The organism is Mycolicibacterium arseniciresistens (assembly GCF_030519285.1).
In the GTDB taxonomy this organism is placed as follows: Bacteria; Actinomycetota; Actinomycetes; order Mycobacteriales; family Mycobacteriaceae; genus Mycobacterium; species Mycobacterium arseniciresistens.
Map to the genome: position 1 here is coordinate 1 of NZ_JAUMSQ010000001.1, position 15,029 is coordinate 15,029.

At 69.3% G+C, this 15,029-nt stretch carries 18 protein-coding genes; 1 reads left to right on the forward strand and 17 read right to left on the reverse strand.

All coding sequences use genetic code 11. From position 1 onward, the window contains the following. The 10 genes from Q2100_RS00005 to Q2100_RS00050 form a co-directional block, all read right to left on the reverse strand. On the reverse strand, nucleotides 1-975 hold a 975-nt coding region (locus Q2100_RS00005), incomplete at its 3' end, for a 2Fe-2S iron-sulfur cluster-binding protein (RefSeq protein WP_302912301.1). Next, nucleotides 972-2,288, reverse strand: a complete 1,317-nt coding sequence (gene nuoF / locus Q2100_RS00010; protein WP_302912302.1) for an NADH-quinone oxidoreductase subunit NuoF — start codon at nucleotides 2,286-2,288, stop codon at nucleotides 972-974. The genes Q2100_RS00005 and nuoF, both read right to left, overlap by 4 nt. Then, nucleotides 2,285-3,160, reverse strand: coding sequence for an NADH-quinone oxidoreductase subunit NuoE (gene nuoE, locus Q2100_RS00015; protein WP_302912303.1), 876 nt, complete (start codon nucleotides 3,158-3,160; stop codon nucleotides 2,285-2,287). The genes nuoF and nuoE overlap by 4 nt, the downstream gene beginning before the upstream one ends. After that, nucleotides 3,157-4,497: an NADH dehydrogenase (quinone) subunit D gene (gene nuoD, locus Q2100_RS00020; protein ID WP_302912304.1), complete on the reverse strand. Its 1,341-nt coding sequence runs from the start codon at nucleotides 4,495-4,497 to the stop codon at nucleotides 3,157-3,159. The genes nuoE and nuoD overlap by 4 nt, the downstream gene beginning before the upstream one ends. Continuing rightward, nucleotides 4,497-5,216 (reverse strand): NADH-quinone oxidoreductase subunit C, encoded by a 720-nt coding sequence (locus Q2100_RS00025; RefSeq protein ID WP_302912305.1) that lies wholly within the window; start codon nucleotides 5,214-5,216, stop codon nucleotides 4,497-4,499. The genes nuoD and Q2100_RS00025 overlap by 1 nt, the downstream gene beginning before the upstream one ends. Next, the gene (locus Q2100_RS00030) at nucleotides 5,213-5,767 is read right to left on the reverse strand and encodes a NuoB/complex I 20 kDa subunit family protein (protein WP_264012237.1); all 555 of its coding nucleotides are present in this window, start codon (nucleotides 5,765-5,767) and stop codon (nucleotides 5,213-5,215) included. Before Q2100_RS00030 ends, Q2100_RS00025 begins: the two co-directional genes overlap by 4 nt. Further along, a complete protein-coding gene (locus tag Q2100_RS00035; protein WP_264012236.1) occupies nucleotides 5,758-6,162 on the reverse strand; it encodes an NADH-quinone oxidoreductase subunit A in 405 nt (134 codons plus the stop codon). The genes Q2100_RS00030 and Q2100_RS00035 overlap by 10 nt, the downstream gene beginning before the upstream one ends. 184 nt (nucleotides 6,163-6,346) lie before the next feature. Then, a complete protein-coding gene (locus Q2100_RS00040; protein WP_264012235.1) occupies nucleotides 6,347-6,748 on the reverse strand; it encodes an Rv3143 family two-component system response regulator in 402 nt (133 codons plus the stop codon). Nucleotides 6,749-6,825: 77 nt separating this feature from the next. Continuing rightward, nucleotides 6,826-7,362, reverse strand: a complete 537-nt coding sequence (locus Q2100_RS00045) for a YceI family protein (RefSeq protein WP_302912306.1) — start codon at nucleotides 7,360-7,362, stop codon at nucleotides 6,826-6,828. 2 nt (nucleotides 7,363-7,364) lie between these two features. Then, nucleotides 7,365-7,769 carry a nuclear transport factor 2 family protein gene (locus Q2100_RS00050; RefSeq protein WP_302912307.1) on the reverse strand — a complete coding sequence of 135 codons (405 nt, stop codon included), beginning with the start codon at nucleotides 7,767-7,769 and terminating at the stop codon, nucleotides 7,365-7,367. Between the two features lie 94 nt (nucleotides 7,770-7,863). Between Q2100_RS00050 and Q2100_RS00055 the strand changes: the two genes are divergently transcribed. After that, entirely contained in the window at nucleotides 7,864-8,502 is a 639-nt protein-coding gene (locus Q2100_RS00055) for a class I SAM-dependent methyltransferase (RefSeq protein ID WP_302912308.1), read from the forward strand. On the opposite strand, the gene Q2100_RS00060 is transcribed toward Q2100_RS00055, so the two are convergent. The 7 genes from Q2100_RS00060 to Q2100_RS00090 are packed head-to-tail and all read right to left on the reverse strand — an operon-like array spanning nucleotide 8,487 to nucleotide 15,029. Next, nucleotides 8,487-8,831 carry a DUF6285 domain-containing protein gene (locus tag Q2100_RS00060; protein ID WP_302912418.1) on the reverse strand — a complete coding sequence of 115 codons (345 nt, stop codon included), beginning with the start codon at nucleotides 8,829-8,831 and terminating at the stop codon, nucleotides 8,487-8,489. The genes Q2100_RS00055 and Q2100_RS00060 overlap by 16 nt on opposite strands. Beyond that, a complete protein-coding gene (locus tag Q2100_RS00065) occupies nucleotides 8,831-9,817 on the reverse strand; it encodes a phosphotransferase family protein (protein WP_302912309.1) in 987 nt (328 codons plus the stop codon). The genes Q2100_RS00060 and Q2100_RS00065 overlap by 1 nt, the downstream gene beginning before the upstream one ends. Nucleotide 9,818: 1 nt before the next feature. Further along, nucleotides 9,819-11,057, reverse strand: a complete 1,239-nt coding sequence (locus tag Q2100_RS00070; RefSeq protein ID WP_302912310.1) for an acyl-CoA dehydrogenase family protein — start codon at nucleotides 11,055-11,057, stop codon at nucleotides 9,819-9,821. Between the two features lie 21 nt (nucleotides 11,058-11,078). Next, entirely contained in the window at nucleotides 11,079-11,690 is a 612-nt protein-coding gene (locus Q2100_RS00075; protein WP_269895756.1) for a TetR/AcrR family transcriptional regulator, read from the reverse strand. A 2-nt stretch (nucleotides 11,691-11,692) separates the two neighbouring features. Continuing rightward, nucleotides 11,693-12,607: a hydroxymethylglutaryl-CoA lyase gene (locus Q2100_RS00080; protein WP_302912311.1), complete on the reverse strand. Its 915-nt coding sequence runs from the start codon at nucleotides 12,605-12,607 to the stop codon at nucleotides 11,693-11,695. Beyond that, nucleotides 12,604-13,845, reverse strand: coding sequence for a CaiB/BaiF CoA transferase family protein (locus tag Q2100_RS00085; protein ID WP_302912312.1), 1,242 nt, complete (start codon nucleotides 13,843-13,845; stop codon nucleotides 12,604-12,606). Before Q2100_RS00085 ends, Q2100_RS00080 begins: the two co-directional genes overlap by 4 nt. After that, nucleotides 13,842-15,029 (reverse strand): alpha/beta hydrolase family protein, encoded by a 1,188-nt coding sequence (locus Q2100_RS00090; RefSeq protein WP_302912313.1) that lies wholly within the window; start codon nucleotides 15,027-15,029, stop codon nucleotides 13,842-13,844. The genes Q2100_RS00085 and Q2100_RS00090 overlap by 4 nt, the downstream gene beginning before the upstream one ends.

The window sequence follows — 15,029 nt, forward strand, 5'->3', positions numbered from 1 at the left end:
CGCGCCGGTCGCGCGGGCCAGTCCGGCCGCCGCCACGCCCAGCGCCTCGGACCACGATGCCGGCCGCAGGGTGCCGTCGGGCTCGCGGAGCCCGGGTGTGGTGATGCGGTCGCCGAGGCCGGTGTACGTGAACGCCCACCGGCCCTTGTCGCAGTTCCACTCCTCGTTGACCTCTGGGTCGTCACCGGCCAACCGGCGCAGCACTTTTCCGCGGCGGTGGTCGGTGCGCTGCGCGCAGCCGGAGGCGCAGTGCTCGCACACGCTCGGCGTGGATACCAGGTCGAACGGCCGGGCGCGGAACCGGTACGCGGTGCCGGTGAGCGCGCCGACCGGGCAGATCTGCACGGTGTTGCCCGAGAAGTAGGAGGCGAACGGTTCGCCCGGAGCGATGCCGACCTGTTGCAGCGCACCGCGTTCCAGCAGGTCGATGAACGGGTCGCCGGCGATCTGTTCGGAGAACCGGGTGCAGCGGGCGCACAGCACGCAGCGCTCCCGGTCGAGCAGCACCTGGGCGGAGATGTTGATGGGTTTGGGGAAGGTGCGCTTGACGTCGGTGAACCGGGTCTCGGCGCGGCCGTTGGACATCGCCTGGTTCTGCAGCGGGCATTCGCCGCCCTTGTCGCAGACCGGGCAATCCAGCGGGTGGTTGATCAGCAGCAGTTCCATCACCCCGCGCTGTGCCTTGTCGGCGACCTCGGAACTGAACTGCGTGCTCACCACCATGTCCGGACTCACCGTGGTGGTGCACGACGCCATCGGCTTGCGCTGGCCCTCCACCTCCACCAGGCATTGCCTGCAGGCGCCGACGGGGTCGAGCAGCGGGTGGTCGCAGAACCGCGGGATCTGGATGCCCATCAGTTCGGCCGCCCGGATCACCAGCGTGCCCTTGGGCACGCTGACCTCGGCGCCGTCGATCGTCAGCGTGACCATCTCGACCGGCGGTACCTCTGTCCCGGGTTGCGCGGTCTGCGTCATACTCCCACCCCCTCGGCGGCCAGCAGTGTGGAGGCGTGCGGATCGAACGGGCACCCGCCATCGAGGTGCGCCAGGTACTCGTCGCGGAAGTACTTGATGGACGAGATGATCGGGCTGGCGGCGCCGTCCCCCAACGCGCAGAACGACTTCCCGAGGATGGCGTCGGAGATGTCGAGCAGCTTGTCGACGTCCTCGGTGCCTGCCTGTCCGCTCTCGAGCCGGGCGTAGATCTGGGTCAGCCAGTAGGTGCCCTCGCGGCACGGCGTGCACTTGCCGCAGGATTCGTGGGCGTAGAACTCCGTCCAGCGCCGCACCGCGCGCACGACGCAGGTGGTCTCGTCGAAGATCTGTAGGGCCTTGGTGCCGAGCATGGAACCGGCGCCGGCGACGCCCTCGTAATCGAGTGGCACGTCGAGGTGTTCGTCGGTGAGCAACGGTGTCGACGATCCGCCGGGGGTCCAGAACTTGAGTGTGTGCCCCGCCCGCACACCGCCCGCGTACTCGAGCAGTTCGCGCAGCGTGATGCCGAGCGGCGCCTCGTACTGGCCGGGCCTGGTCACGTGGCCGGACAACGAGTACAGCGTGAAGCCCGGCGACTTCTCCGAACCCATCGAGCGGAACCAGTCGATGCCGTTGAGCAGGATCGGCGCGACGCTGGCGATCGACTCGACGTTGTTGACCACCGTGGGGCAGGCGTACAGGCCGGCCACCGCGGGAAACGGCGGGCGCAACCGGGGCTGGCCGCGGCGGCCTTCCAGCGAGTCGAGCAGCGCGGTCTCCTCGCCGCAGATGTAGGCACCCGCGCCGGCGTGCACGATCAGTTCGAGGTCGTAGCCCGAGCCGCCGATGTCGCTGCCGAGGTATCCGGCCGCGTAGGCCTCCGCCACCGCGGCCTGCAGGCGGCGCAGCACCGGCACCACCTCGCCGCGCACGTAGATGAACGCGTGGTGGGCACGGATCGCGTAGGCGGCGATGATCGCACCCTCGACCAGGAAGTGCGGAGTGGTCATCATCAGCGGGATGTCTTTGCACGTGCCGGGTTCGGACTCGTCGGCGTTGATCACCAGGTAGTGCGGTTTGGCGCCGGCGCCGGTGTCGTCCTGCGGGATGAACGACCACTTGGTGCCCGTGGGGAAGCCGGCGCCGCCGCGCCCGCGCAGCCCGGAGTCCTTCACCAGCGCGATCACGTCGTCGGGCGCCATGTGCAGCGCCCGATCCAGCGCGCGGTATCCGTCGTGGCGGCGGTAGGTCTCCATCGACCACGGCTCGGGCTCGTCCCAGAACCGGCTCAGCACCGGCGTCAGCCCGGTCATGTGTCGGACTCCGTTGCGCGCGGGGTGGTTTCGGCGGTACCCGACTCGACGGGCACCGTGGCCGACGGCGCGGGTGCGGGTTCGTCGCGGGTGGTCTCCACGGCATCCTGCGCGGCAGCGGCTCCGTTGTCACCGGTGGGCGGCCGGTCCTCCGTGGCCGCCGGCGCGGGTGCCGTCATGGAGTTCTCCTGCGCGACGTGCAGACCGGCGAGCGTGGCGGCGCCGACCTCTCCGGCGCCGGACCGTGGTTCGCCGAGTCCGGCGAGCGTGCGGGCCGTCTCCCGGAAGGTGCACAGCGGCCCCCCGCGCGTCGGCGCGGGCGGCGTGCCGGACCGCAACTCGTCGACCAGGTCGCGGGCCGACGACGGGGTCTGGTTGTCGAAGAACTCCCAGTTGACCATCACGACCGGCGCGTAGTCGCACGCGGCGTTGCACTCGATGTGCTCGAGGGTGACGCGACCGTCACCGGTGGTCCCACCGGCGTGGATGTCCAGATGATCCTGCAGCGCCTCCAGGATCGCGTCGCCGCCCATGATCGCGCACAGGGTGTTGGTGCACACGCCGACGAGGAAGTCGCCGGTGGGATTGCGCCGGTACATCGAGTAGAACGTGGCGACGGCGGTGACCTCGGCGGCGGTCAGGCCGAGTCGGTCCGCGCAGAATCCGATGCCCGCCGGGGTCAGGTAGCCGTCCTGGGACTGCACCAGGTGCAGCAGCGGCAGCAGCGCCGAGCGGGACTGCGGATACTTCTCGATGATCGCGTCGGCGTCGGCGGTCAGCCTCGCGGCCACGTCGGGCGGGTAGGCCGAGGGTCCGTGGATCGGCGGGCCCGCCTCGTCGGGGCGCTGGCCGAGTTCCAGGAAGATCGTCATCTATCCACCCCGCCCATCACCGGATCGATCGAGGCGACCGCCGAGATCGCGTCTGCCACCATGCCGCCTTCGCACATCGCCGCCACCGCTTGCAGATTCGTGAACGACGGATCGCGGTAGTGCACCCGGTAGGGGCGGGTCCCGCCGTCGGACACCATGTGCACCCCGAGCTCGCCGCGCGGTGACTCCACGGCCGAGTACACCTGGCCGGCCGGCACCCGGATGCCTTCGGTCACCAGCTTGAAGTGGTGGATCAGGCCTTCCATCGAGTGGCCCATGATCTTCGCGATGTGTTCGGGGCTGTTGCCCAGCCCGTCGGGTCCGAGCTTCAGGTCGGCGGGCCAGGCCAGCTTCTTGTCGGTGATCATCACCGGGCCGGGCCGCAGCTTGTCCAGGCACTGTTGGGCGATCTTGATCGACTCGCGCATCTCCTTGACCCGGATCAGGTAGCGGCCGTACGCGTCGCAGCCGTCGTCGGTGATCACGTCGAATTCGTAGTTCTCGTAACCGCAGTACGGCTGGGCTCTGCGCAGGTCGTGCGGCAGCCCGGTGGACCGCAGCACCGGCCCGGTGATGCCCAACGCCATGCAGCCGGCCAGGTCGAGGTAGCCGATGCCCTGTGTGCGGGCCTTCCAGATGTAGTTCTCGTTGAGCAGGTCCTCGAGATCGCGCAGCCGTCGGGGCAGCAGCTCCAGCAGGTCCTGGATCCTGGGCACCGCGTCGTCGGGCAGATCGGCCGCCAGCCCGCCGGGGCGGATGTAGGCGTGGTTCATCCGCAGTCCGGTGATCAGCTCGAACACCGACAGGATCTGTTCCCGCTCCCGGAAGCCGTAGAACATGGCGCTCATCGCACCCAGTTCCATGCCGCCGGTGGCCAGCGCCACCAGGTGCGACGAGATGCGGTTCAGCTCCATCAGCATCACGCGGATCACGCTGGCGCGCTCGGGCACCGCGTCGGTGACGTCGAGCAGCTTCTCGACACCCAGGCAGTAGGCGGTCTCGTTGAAGAACGGTGACAGGTAGTCCATGCGGGTGACGAACGTGACGCCCTGCGTCCAGTTGCGGTACTCGAGGTTCTTCTCGATGCCGGTGTGCAGATAGCCGATGCCGCAACGCGCCGACATGATCGTCTCGCCCTCGATCTCGAGGATGAGTCGCAGCACACCGTGGGTGGACGGATGCTGGGGGCCCATGTTCACCACGATGCGCTCACCGGACTGCGCCTTCGCCGCGGCGGCCACCACCTGGTCCCAGTCCTCGCCACCGACGACGACGACGGTGTCGGCACCTGCCGCGGAACCACCGCCGTCGGTGGGCGGCTTCGGGTTTCGAGACATCAGCTGTAGGCCCTTCGCTCGTCGGGCGGGGGAATCTCGGCTCCGTGGTACTCCACGGGAATCCCGCCCAACGGATAGTCCTTGCGCTGCGGATGTCCCACCCAGTCGTCGGGCATCTCGATGCGGGTGAGCGACGGGTGGCCGTCGAAGACGATGCCGAAGAAGTCGTACGTCTCGCGCTCGTGCCAGTCGGTCGTGGGGTAGATGCCGAAAAGCGATGGCAGGTGGGCATCGGCGTCGGGGGCGGCCACCTCCAGCCGGATCCGACGGTTGTGGGTGATCGACATCAGCGGATACACCGCGTGCAGTTCGCGACCGGCGTCGTCAGGGTAGTGCACCCCGCTGACGCCGAGGCACAGCTCGAAACGCAGTGCGGCGTCGTCGCGTAACGCACGCGCCACCGCGGGCAGGTGCTCGCGCCTGACCTCGAGCGTGAGTTCGTCGCGATACACCACCACCTGCTCGACGGCCTCCGCGTACGCGTCCTCACCGAGTACGGCGGCGAGGGCGTCGACGACGTCGTCGAAGTAGCCGCCGTAGGGGCGGGGGCTGCCACCGGGCAGGGCCACCGGGCGCACCAGTCGTCCGTAGCCCGACGTGTCGCCGGTGCCCTTGGCTCCGAACATGCCTCGGCGGACGCCGATGACCTCCGGAGTGGTGGCGCCGTCTCCGTTGGCGGCGCCGTTGCCGTGGCCGTTGCCGTTCGCGTGCTCGGTCACCGCAGCAACCCCTTGAGCTCGATGGTCGGAGTCACCGCCAAAGCGGCCTCTTCGGCCGCACGGATCGCCTCTTCCCGGTTCACCCCGAGCGGCATCTGCTGAATCTTGTCGTGCAGCTTGAGAATTGCGTGTAGCAGCATCTCCGGACGCGGCGGGCAGCCGGGCAGGTAGATGTCCACCGGCACCACGTGGTCGACGCCCTGGACCACCGCGTAGTTGTTGAACATCCCGCCGGACGACGCGCACACCCCCATCGCCAGCACCCACTTGGGTTCGGCCATCTGGTCGTAGATCTGCCGCAGCACCGGCGCCATCTTCTGGCTTACCCGCCCGGCGACGATCATCAGGTCGGCCTGTCGCGGCGTCGCCGAGAACCGCTCCATCCCGAAGCGGGAGATGTCGAACCGCGGGCCCGCCGTCGACATCATCTCGATGGCGCAGCACGCCAGACCGAAGGTGGCCGGCCACAGCGAGCCCTTGCGGACGTAGCCGGCGACCTTCTCGACGGTGGACAGCAGGATCCCGCCCGGCAGCCGTTCCTCTAGTCCCAATTCAAGCCTCCCCGCCGCCATACGTAGGCATAGGCCACGAAGACGGTGAGCATGAACAGCAGCATCTCCACCAGGGCGAACAGTCCCAGACTGTCGAAGGCCACCGCCCACGGGTAGAGGAACACGATCTCGATGTCGAAGACGATGAACAACATCGCGGTCAGGTAGTACCTGATCGGGATCCGCTGGACGGTCGCTGACCGCGACCCGCCTTTGTGCATGCCGCCGGTCTGCGGCTCGGACGGCGGCGCCAGCGGTTCGATGCCGCACTCATAGGCCTCGAGCTTGGCCCGGTTGTACCGTCCTGGGCCGATGACCATGGAGATCACCACCGATACCACCGCGAAGGCGGCCGCGATCGCCCCCAGTACCAGGATCGGTGTGTACAAATCCATACTGCGCAAGCGCTCCCTCGTGGCTGTCGATGTGAGCTAACCCACAGCCTAGCCATGTTTGCGATCCGCGCCACACGTTTTGGTTAGTATCGGTATCCAATGGCTGGGCGCGCCGCAGCGCTCATGTCTCGGCGCTCAAGAGTCAAGAGCGCCAAGCATTCTGAGGTCCTGGGTGGTGCCGGGGCTACTGCACCGGCGTCCGCAGCAGCGACACCACCGCGTCGCCGAGCCGGATCGGGTCGATGGGATGGGGCACCGCGGCCTCGGCGCGCGACCAGTTGGCCAGCCAGGCGTCGTCCGGGCGGCCTGTCAGCACCAGGACGGGTGGACAGTCGTCGATCTCGTCCTTGAGCTGCTTGGCGATGCCCAGGCCGCCGGTCGGACTTGCCTCTCCGTCGAGGATCACCAGGTCGAAGCCGCCGGCGTCCATGTGCTTGATCACCATGGGCCCGGTGGCGACGTCGACGTAGGACAGCTCGGGCAGTTCCGGGTGGATCCGCCGACCCAGGGCCAGCTGTACTGCCTCACGGGTGCGCGGATTGTCGCTGTACACCAGGATCCGCAGCGGGCGGGACGGCTCGGCCATGCGCGAGATGCTACCGACCTCGCGGACGCCGACAGCGATGTCGGCGAATCAGGATGCGTTGCCGCCTGTTTCGCCGCTCAAGCGCTCGCGCGGCGGAACACCAGATCAGCCGACACGCCTGACTTCGGTCCCATCATCCCGATCATGTTGCCGCTGACCCCGAATTCGGTGCGGTCGATGGTCGTCTCACCGGCGATCCGGATGGCGCCGTCGTCGAGGACCTGCACGACGGCCGGCAACTCGATCGGTCGGGAGATCCCCTTGATGCGCAGGTCGGCGCGTAGCTCGGCGCGGTCGGTGTCGCGCGGTTCGGCCGCCGTCACGACGACGCTGATCTCGGGGTGGGCGCCGACGTCGAAGAACTCCTCCGACCGCAGGTGTGCGTCGCGTTTCCCGATACCGGTGCTCAGTGAGTCGGCGCGCACGTCGACCCGGCCGAACACGGCGCCCGTCCCGGTGATCTGTCCCTCGGCACTGAAGTCGCTGAACGACCCCTTCACCTTCACGACGCCCCAGAACGTCCGGTTGCTGAACCCGATGCGGGACCGGTCGGGCACCAGGGTCCACACGCCCACCGCCTGCGGGCTGGCGAGCAGTTCTGCCAAGCTGGCCATGATCACCTCCGTGGTTGCTGAGTGAGCAGCGGCGCCATCTCCGCCGGATCGAAGTATTCGTCGATCCGGGTGATCAGCCCGTCGTCGCTCACTTTGATCACGATGCAGACGCGCATCGCGATGGTTGCGCCGTCCGTTCCGGCGGCGCGCAGCACGTGCTGCTGGACGAAACCGCCGTCGAACAGTGTGCGATCGAGTATCTCGTAGCGGCGTTCGGTTGTCCGGTCGATGAACCATCCGATCACCCGCAACGCCCGCGCGCGGTCGTTGTCCTGCCGGTCGCCGGAGTGCCAGACCAGCACGTCGCCGGCCCAGAGCCGTTCGACGGCGGCGGCGTCGCCTGCCTCGATCGCCGTGAAGAGGCGGTCGGCCACCTGGTCGGCGGCCCGGGGCGGAGCCGGTGTCATGGCCACCTCCTCATCGTGGGGACTTGACCTCAACGGCGATTGAGGTTTCACACTTCGGTCACAAGCAGGATTCCGCATCAGGAGAGGCCAGGCAATGCCCGAAGTGACACCCGCCAAGTCCGTGTTCGACGACGCCTACCGGTCGGGTACTGCGCCGTGGGTCATCGACGGCCCGCAACCCGCGATCGTCGAGCTGGAACGGCGTGGACTCATCCGCGGTCGCGTCCTCGACGCCGGTTGCGGTGCCGGCGAGCACACGATCCTGCTGACCGGCCTCGGCTACGACGTGGTCGGGATCGACTTCTCGCCGCACGCCGTGCGCACGGCCCGCGACAACGCGGCGGCCAGGGGCGTGAGCGCGCGGTTCGAGGTCGCCGACGCGCTGGCCTTGGACGGGCCGCACCGGTACGACACCATCGTCGACAGCGCGCTCTTCCACGTGTTCGACGCCGCCGACCGCGCCCGCTACGTCGCCGGGTTGTCCCGGGTGTGCCGGCCCGACGCGCTGGTGCACGTGCTCGCGCTGTCGGATGCCGGTCGCGGATTCGGGCCGCAGGTCAGTGAGGCGGACATCCGCGGCGCATTCGCCGACGGCTGGGAGTTCGAGGCGCTGGACACCACGACGTACCGCGGCGTGGTGGGGCAGGCGCAGACCGATGCCTACGGCGTGCCGGTCGGCACCCGGGTCGACGAACCGGCCTGGCTGGCCACCGTGCGTCACGTGGCGTCGTAGCCGGGATGGGCGACGGTGAGGCGGTGCCGCACGAGCACCCGTAGAGCGGCCGGCAGCTCGGTGGCCCGGTCGTCGAGCTCACCGGCCCGGATGCCCGCGGCGAGGTGCGTCTCGTCGTCATAGCCGAGGTCGCGCACCGCGGCCGCGACGTCCGCTGCCGACGAGTCCAGCAGTTCGCGTTCGACGGTGCGCAGCACGTTGGCCGCCACCCGGGCGTGGAAGTTGACCTGCCCCTCGGTGGCCTCGCGCACGTCGTGCTCGAGGAACTCGGCGACGGCGGCGACGAGCTCGGCGGCGGTGGGGCGACCGTGCAGCGGCGCGTCGTGGATCACCTCGGGCCCCGTCCTTCCAGCAGTTCCAACAGGTCCCACTCCGTTTCGCAGACCCGTCGGCCGATCGCGGCGAGCTCGACCGACCGGGTCTGCCCGGCGAGGTGCCGCTCGGCCTGGAAGCGGCAGATGACGCCCCAGCGCAGTGTCGCCACCGCCAGCCACCACCGGAAGGCCGCCCGGTCGATCGGGCAACCTCCCGCGGCCTCGTACTCCGAGAGCAGGCTCTCGACGCTGCCCAGCCCGCCCGCCCCGAGGTGCTCGGGCGCTCCGAACCGCCAGGCCCGGATGCAGAACCAGGCCAGATCCTCGTACACCTCGCCGATGTGGACGAGTTCCCAGTCCAGCACGGCCGCCAGCCCGGAGTCGTCGACGATCAGGTTGCCCATCCGGAAGTCGCCGTGCACCAGCCGTGGCGGCGTCGGCGGCGGCCGGTTGGCTTCCAGCCAGCGGAAGGCCCACTCGAACGTCGCGGTGGTGTCACCCATCTCGTCGAGCCGCTCGCGCCACTCGGCCAACGGGTCGGCCGGTATCAGACCGATGCCGTCGGGGTCCGCGCGATGGATCGCGGCCAGCGCCTGCGCGCACTGCCGCAGCAGCCGGTCGCGCCCGGCGTCGTCGAGGCCGCGGAAGATCCGTCGCACGATGGTCTCGCCCGCGATGGCGCCGCAGATCAGATACGGATTGCCCAGCGCCGCAGCCGAATCGTCGGCGGCGAGGATGTGAGGAACCGGTGCGCCTACCGCGGCCGCCCGCTGCTGCGCCCTGGCCTCCAATTCCATGCCCGCATGCACCTCGTCGGCCGGACCGGTGCGCAGGATCAGCGCCTGGGCCCGGTCGGTGACCGCGTCGAATGCCCAGGTGGTGCGGCTGGCTCCGCCGGTGAGGCGGTGCAGGTCGCGCACCGCCACCGAGTCCCCGAGCACCGGCCGCAGCACCGTGACGAGAGCGCCGGCCAGACCGGTGCCGACATCGCCGCCCGCCATGTCAGCGCTTGCCGAACCCGAAGAGCCGCTGCGCCACCCGCCGGATCTGGATCTCCTCCGCGCCTTCGGTGATGCGGTAGCGCCGGTGGTGGCGGTAGATGTGTTCGAACGGCTCGTGACGGCTGTAGCCCACGCCGCCGTGCACCTGCATGGCCCGGTCGGCGGCCTCACACACCAGCCGGTTCGCCCGGTAGTTGGCCATCGACACCTTGTCCGAGACCTCCATGTGGTGGCTGCGATCCAGTTCGGTTGCGGCGTAATACACCAGCAGGCGCACCATCTGCGCCTCGGTCTGCAGCTCGACCAGCGGCCACTGCACGGCCTGGTTGACGGCCAGCGGTTTGCCGAACACGTTGCGCGAGTTGGCGTAGGTGACCGCACGGTCGATGCAGTGCTGTGCGGCGCCCAGGCTGCTGGCCGCCTGCCGGATCCGGTTCTCGTGCAGGAACGTCTGGCCCACTTCGAGGCCGCGGTCCACCTCGCCGAGCACCGCGTCGGCAGGCACGCGGACGTCTTTCAGCTCCACCTCGCCGTGGTCGGTCGGCATGTTGAACGTCCACCAGTAGTACGGCACGGTGAAGCCGGGGGAGTCGGTCGGCACCAGGAACGCCGTGATGCCCCGCGCCTGGCCGGGTTCGCCGGACGTGCGGGCGAAGATCAGGTCATGAGTGGCGCGGTGCACCCCGGTGTTCCACCGTTTCGTGCCGTTGACCACCCAGCCGTCGCCGTCGGGAACAGCGCGCGTCTCGAGCCAGGTGGCGTCGGAGCCGTGTTTCGGTTCGGTCAGCCCGAAGGCCATCGACCGCTCGCCGGTCAGCATGGCTTCGATCCACTCGGCTTTCTGCGCCTCGGTGCCGAACCGGTCCATCATGATGACCTGGGGGAAGTTCCCCACGATCGAGGACTCGTCCTGCAGATCGTTGTGCAGGCCCAGACCCTTGTGCGCCAGGTGTTCGCGGATCACCGCCATGTCGATGTTGGTGCCGTCGCGGCCGCCGAACCGGGACGGCAGTCCGTAGCGCAGCCAGCCCGCTGCGTCGGCGCGCCGCCGCATCTCGTCGAGCAGGTCCTCCCACTCGCGGCGTGGGATCCCGCCGTTCTCCCAGTCCGTGCGCGCGTACTCGCGGCGGTGGTCGAAGTACTGGATGTGTTCGCGCTCCAGCGGTTTGATCTCCGCCTCGATGAACGCGTCCATCTCCTCCAGTAGCGGCGGAAGATGTTGCGGCAGTGCGAAATCCACTCTGATTCCTCTCTGGTGCGCTCAGTAGCCGTACAGTGTCTTCTTCCAGATCGTCGACAGCGTGGTGATCGCCTCGGCATCACCGATCCGCAGCCCGAGGCCGTTGGGCCGCAGGAACACCGCGGTGAAGTTCTCGAACAGCAGCGCGATCGCCGCGCCGGTGTGGCCGGGATCGAGGTCGGCGGCGTAGCCCTGCTCCTGCGCGCGGCGCACGGTCGCGGAGACCATGTCGACGCCGAAGCGCCGGAACTCGTTCTGCACGTCGGCGAATCTGGGTCGGGTGTCGGCCAGCTGGTTGACCGCGATCATGATCCCGATGTTCTGCTTGAACATGTTCCAGTAGCCGGTCACCACCGCCGAGAAGAAGGCCGTGTCGTCGGCCGACTCGGGCAGATGGACGGTGAGTCCGGACGGCACCACCACGTCGTGCAGGAAGGATTCCGCGAGCGCGACCAACAGGTCTTCCTTGTCGCGGTAGTAGCGGTAGAACACCGCGGGTGACTTGCCCGCCGCGGCGGTGATGTCGGCCAGCGTGGTGCCGTGGAAGCCGCGCTCGGCGAACAGTTTCCGTGCAGCCGTCTCGATCGCGCCACGCGTCTGGCGACCTTTGGCGGTGAGCGAGTCGGTGGCCACGGTCAGTGCAGGATCCGGTCGCCGGCGCGCAGCAGCGCGCTCGGCAGGTCGTGGCCGACGACCCGGCGGGCCACGTCGGCGGCGGCGATCGCCGCCTGCAGGTCGACGTCGACCTCGATGCCGCTGTCGCGCAACAGGTAGACGAGATCTTCGGTGGCGATGTTGCCGCTGGCGCCGGGAGCGAACGGGCAGCCGCCGAGCCCGCCCACCGAGGCGTCGAGCCGGGTGATCCCCGCGGTGACGGCGGCGTATGCGCTCGCCAGGCCCGCGCCGCGGGTGTTGTGGAAGTGCGCGCCGAGCGGGATGTCGCCGGACACCGGGCGGACGGCAGCGACGAGGTCCGCGACCCGCTTGGGCGTCGTGGTGCCGATCGTGTCGGCGATCGCCAGCCGGTCGGCGCCGAGTTCGGTGGCCGCCGCGGCGATGTCGACGACGCGGCGCGGGTCGGTGGGACCGTCGAAGGGGCAGTCCCACGCGGTGGCGATGATGACCTCGATGGTGGCGCCGCCCTCGTGGGCGATGCGGGTGATGTCGGCGATCAGGTCGGTGGACTCGGCCGTCGACCGCCCCACGTTGGCCTGGCTGTGGCCGTCGGCCGCCGACACGACGTACTCGATCGAGCCCATGCCGGCGGCGATCGCGCGCTTCGCCCCGCCGGGACCTGCCACCAGGGCGGAGAACTCGACATCGCGCTCGGCCCGGAATCGGTCCAGTTCGGCGGCCAGTTCGGCGGCGTCGGCGAGCGCAGGCACCTTCGACGGCGACACGAAGGCGGTCGCCTCGATCTCGCGGACGCCGGTCGCGACGACCGCCTCCAGCAGTTCCAGCTTCGCAGGCAACGGGATCGGCGTCTCGATCTGCAGCCCGTCGCGCAGCGACACCTCCCGGATGTCGACCCTGTCCGGCAGCCCGGTCACAGCACTCCCTCCGCCCGCAGTTCGTCGAGTTGCTCGGCGGTCCGGCCGAGCAGACCAGAGAAGACCTCCTCGTTGTGCCGGCCCGGTCGCGACGGGCCCGCGCTGCGGATGCTTCCCGGTGACTCCGAGAGCACTGGAACGATGCCGGGGCCCAGGACCGTGCGCCCGATCCTCTCGTCGTGGTGTTCGGCGATCATGCCGCGCGAAAGCAGCTGCGGGTCGACGACCACCTCGGCGACGGTGTTGATGGGCCCGGCGATCACCCCGGCGGCCGACAGCACGTCGATGATGTCGCCCGGGTGCCGCTCCGCCGCCCAGTCGCCGATGATCTTGTCGAGTTCGTCCTGGTTGCGGCCGCGGGCCACATGGTCGGCGAACCGGTCGTCGGTGGCGAGCTCGGCGCGGTCCATCGCCAGGCAGAGCCTGCGGAACACGGTGTCCTGGTTGGCCGCGATCACCACCCAGCTGCCGTCGGCGGTCTTGTAGATGTTCGACGGCGCGATGCCCTCCAGCCGCGTGCCCGAGGGGCCGCGCACGACGCCGCCGACGTCGTAGTCGGGGATCGTCGACTCCTGCACGGCCAGACAGGATTCGGTGAGTGCGGTGTCGACGACCTGGCCTTCGCCGGTGACCGAGCGCCGGTACAGCGCGGCGAGCGCGCCCTGGGCGGCGAACATGCCTGCGAGGCTGTCACCGATCGAGAGCGCGAGCCGGGGTGGCGGGCCGCCGGGGAAGCCGTTGAGATGGCGCAGTCCGCTGGCCGCCTCCGCGACCGAGGCGTATCCCGCTCGGTGCGCGTCGGGTCCGGTCTGCCCGTAGCCCGACACCCGGACCAGGATGATGCCCTTGTTGCGATCGCGCAGTACGTCGTAACCCAGGTCCCACTTCTCCAGCGTGCCGGGCCGGAAGTTCTCCACGATGACGTCGGAGCGCTCGACGAGTTCGAGGAACAGCTCGCGACCGCGGGGTGTGCGCAGGTCGAGGGTGATCGCCTTCTTGTTCCTGGCGTGCACCGTCCAGAAGAAGTGCTCGCCGTCGAGTTCGGCCTGTCCCCAGGTGCGTAGCGGGTCCGGTGCGCCGGGCGGCTCGATCTTGATGACCTCGGCGCCCATGTCGCCGAGCAGCCGGCCGGCGAACGGCCCGGAGATCAACGTGCCGACCTCGATGACGCGGACGCCGTCGAGCGCGCCGGTCGGAGTGTGCGCCGGGTCGGCTTCTCGCCCGCCGGTAGGTGTCATACAGCCCTCGCGAAGTCGTGGCGGATCAGCCAATCCGTCACGATACTCACCGCCTGGCGCAATTGAGCGCGTTGGTCGGGACCGGCGTAGTAATGGTTGGCGCCGGGGATCTCGTGCATCTCCTTGTCGGGATGCCCGATCGCGTCGAAGAGCCGGCGGGTGTGGCTGGGCGTGCATGCGTCGTCGGCGAGATTGCCGATCACCAGTGCGGGCACCGCGATGTCCGGCCCGGCCTTCACGGCGTCGCCGTTGGCGTCGTCATAGCTCCACTGCGACAGCCAGCTGCGCAGCGTGCAGAACCGGGCCAGCCCGACCGGGCCGTTGTTGACCACCTGTGGATCGCCGAGATAGCAGGTGCCCGGTGCGCGTTCGTTGGGGTCGACCGTCGGGTCGAGCCAGCGCGGGTCGGCCATGGTGCCGTGCACAACGAAGGCGAACTCGTCTGCGGGGCGTCCGGCGGCCTCCAGCTCGGCAAGTTTCGCCTTGACCCACTTGGTGATCCGCCGGTTGCGGTCGATCTGCGCCTGCCGGTAGCGCTCGAGGAACGCATGCGTGTACGGCGGCTGGTTGGGGTTGGCGGGGTCGTACAGGTCGAGTTCCGGATCGCGGTTGGTGGGGTCGGACTCGTCGAGGATCGAGGCGTCGAGCCATTCGGTCAGCGTGCCGTGGCGACTGATGTGGGCGGCCAGCAGCATGATGCCGTCGGCCGGGATGAGGCCCAGCTTCGTCAGGTCGGGTCCGTCGCCGGACGGGCTCGCCGTCACCGTGGGATGCTGCGCCTGCTGCTGATAGAACGCCGACAACGAGCCACCGCCGCTCCAGCCGGCCAGCACCACCTTCTGGTAGCCCAGCCGGTTCTTGGCGTCCTTGATGCACTCGCCGAGGTCCTCCACCACCTTCTCCATCAACAGCGCGGAGTCGGTGCCGCGAAAACGGCTGTTGCAGTAGATGACATGGTGTCCGGCGCGGGCCAGCGCGTTCATCATCGGGAGGTAGGCGCCGCCGCCGATGGGGTGCATGAACACCAGCACGGTTTCGGAGGCTCGCGACTTCGGCCGGAGCAGATGACTCTCGAGGACGACGAGTTCGGCAACGCCGCCGTAGACATCCCGAACGCCGGAAGTGTTCTGGTAGGCAACCAGATACGGGATCCGGTCGTACTCGTGCTTGATCGCGGTCGTCAT

What these genes read in the sequence shown, in the direction of transcription:
- Q2100_RS00035 (WP_264012236.1), bottom strand. Translation starts at nt 6,162, where the DNA reads ATGGATTTGTACACACCGATCCTGGTACTGGGGGCGATCGCGGCCGCC.
- Q2100_RS00065 (WP_302912309.1), bottom strand. Translation starts at nt 9,817, where the DNA reads ATGGCGGGCGGCGATGTCGGCACCGGTCTGGCCGGCGCTCTCGTCACG.
- nuoE (WP_302912303.1), bottom strand. Translation starts at nt 3,160, where the DNA reads ATGACGATCTTCCTGGAACTCGGCCAGCGCCCCGACGAGGCGGGCCCG.
- Q2100_RS00055 (WP_302912308.1), top strand. Translation starts at nt 7,864, where the DNA reads ATGCCCGAAGTGACACCCGCCAAGTCCGTGTTCGACGACGCCTACCGG.
- Q2100_RS00090 (WP_302912313.1), bottom strand. Translation starts at nt 15,029, where the DNA reads ATGACGACCGCGATCAAGCACGAGTACGACCGGATCCCGTATCTGGTT.
- Q2100_RS00045 (WP_302912306.1), bottom strand. Translation starts at nt 7,362, where the DNA reads ATGGCCAGCTTGGCAGAACTGCTCGCCAGCCCGCAGGCGGTGGGCGTG.
- Q2100_RS00085 (WP_302912312.1), bottom strand. Translation starts at nt 13,845, where the DNA reads ATGACACCTACCGGCGGGCGAGAAGCCGACCCGGCGCACACTCCGACC.
- Q2100_RS00040 (WP_264012235.1), bottom strand. Translation starts at nt 6,748, where the DNA reads ATGGCCGAGCCGTCCCGCCCGCTGCGGATCCTGGTGTACAGCGACAAT.
- Q2100_RS00050 (WP_302912307.1), bottom strand. Translation starts at nt 7,769, where the DNA reads ATGACACCGGCTCCGCCCCGGGCCGCCGACCAGGTGGCCGACCGCCTC.
- nuoF (WP_302912302.1), bottom strand. Translation starts at nt 2,288, where the DNA reads ATGACCGGGCTGACGCCGGTGCTGAGCCGGTTCTGGGACGAGCCCGAG.
- nuoD (WP_302912304.1), bottom strand. Translation starts at nt 4,497, where the DNA reads ATGTCTCGAAACCCGAAGCCGCCCACCGACGGCGGTGGTTCCGCGGCA.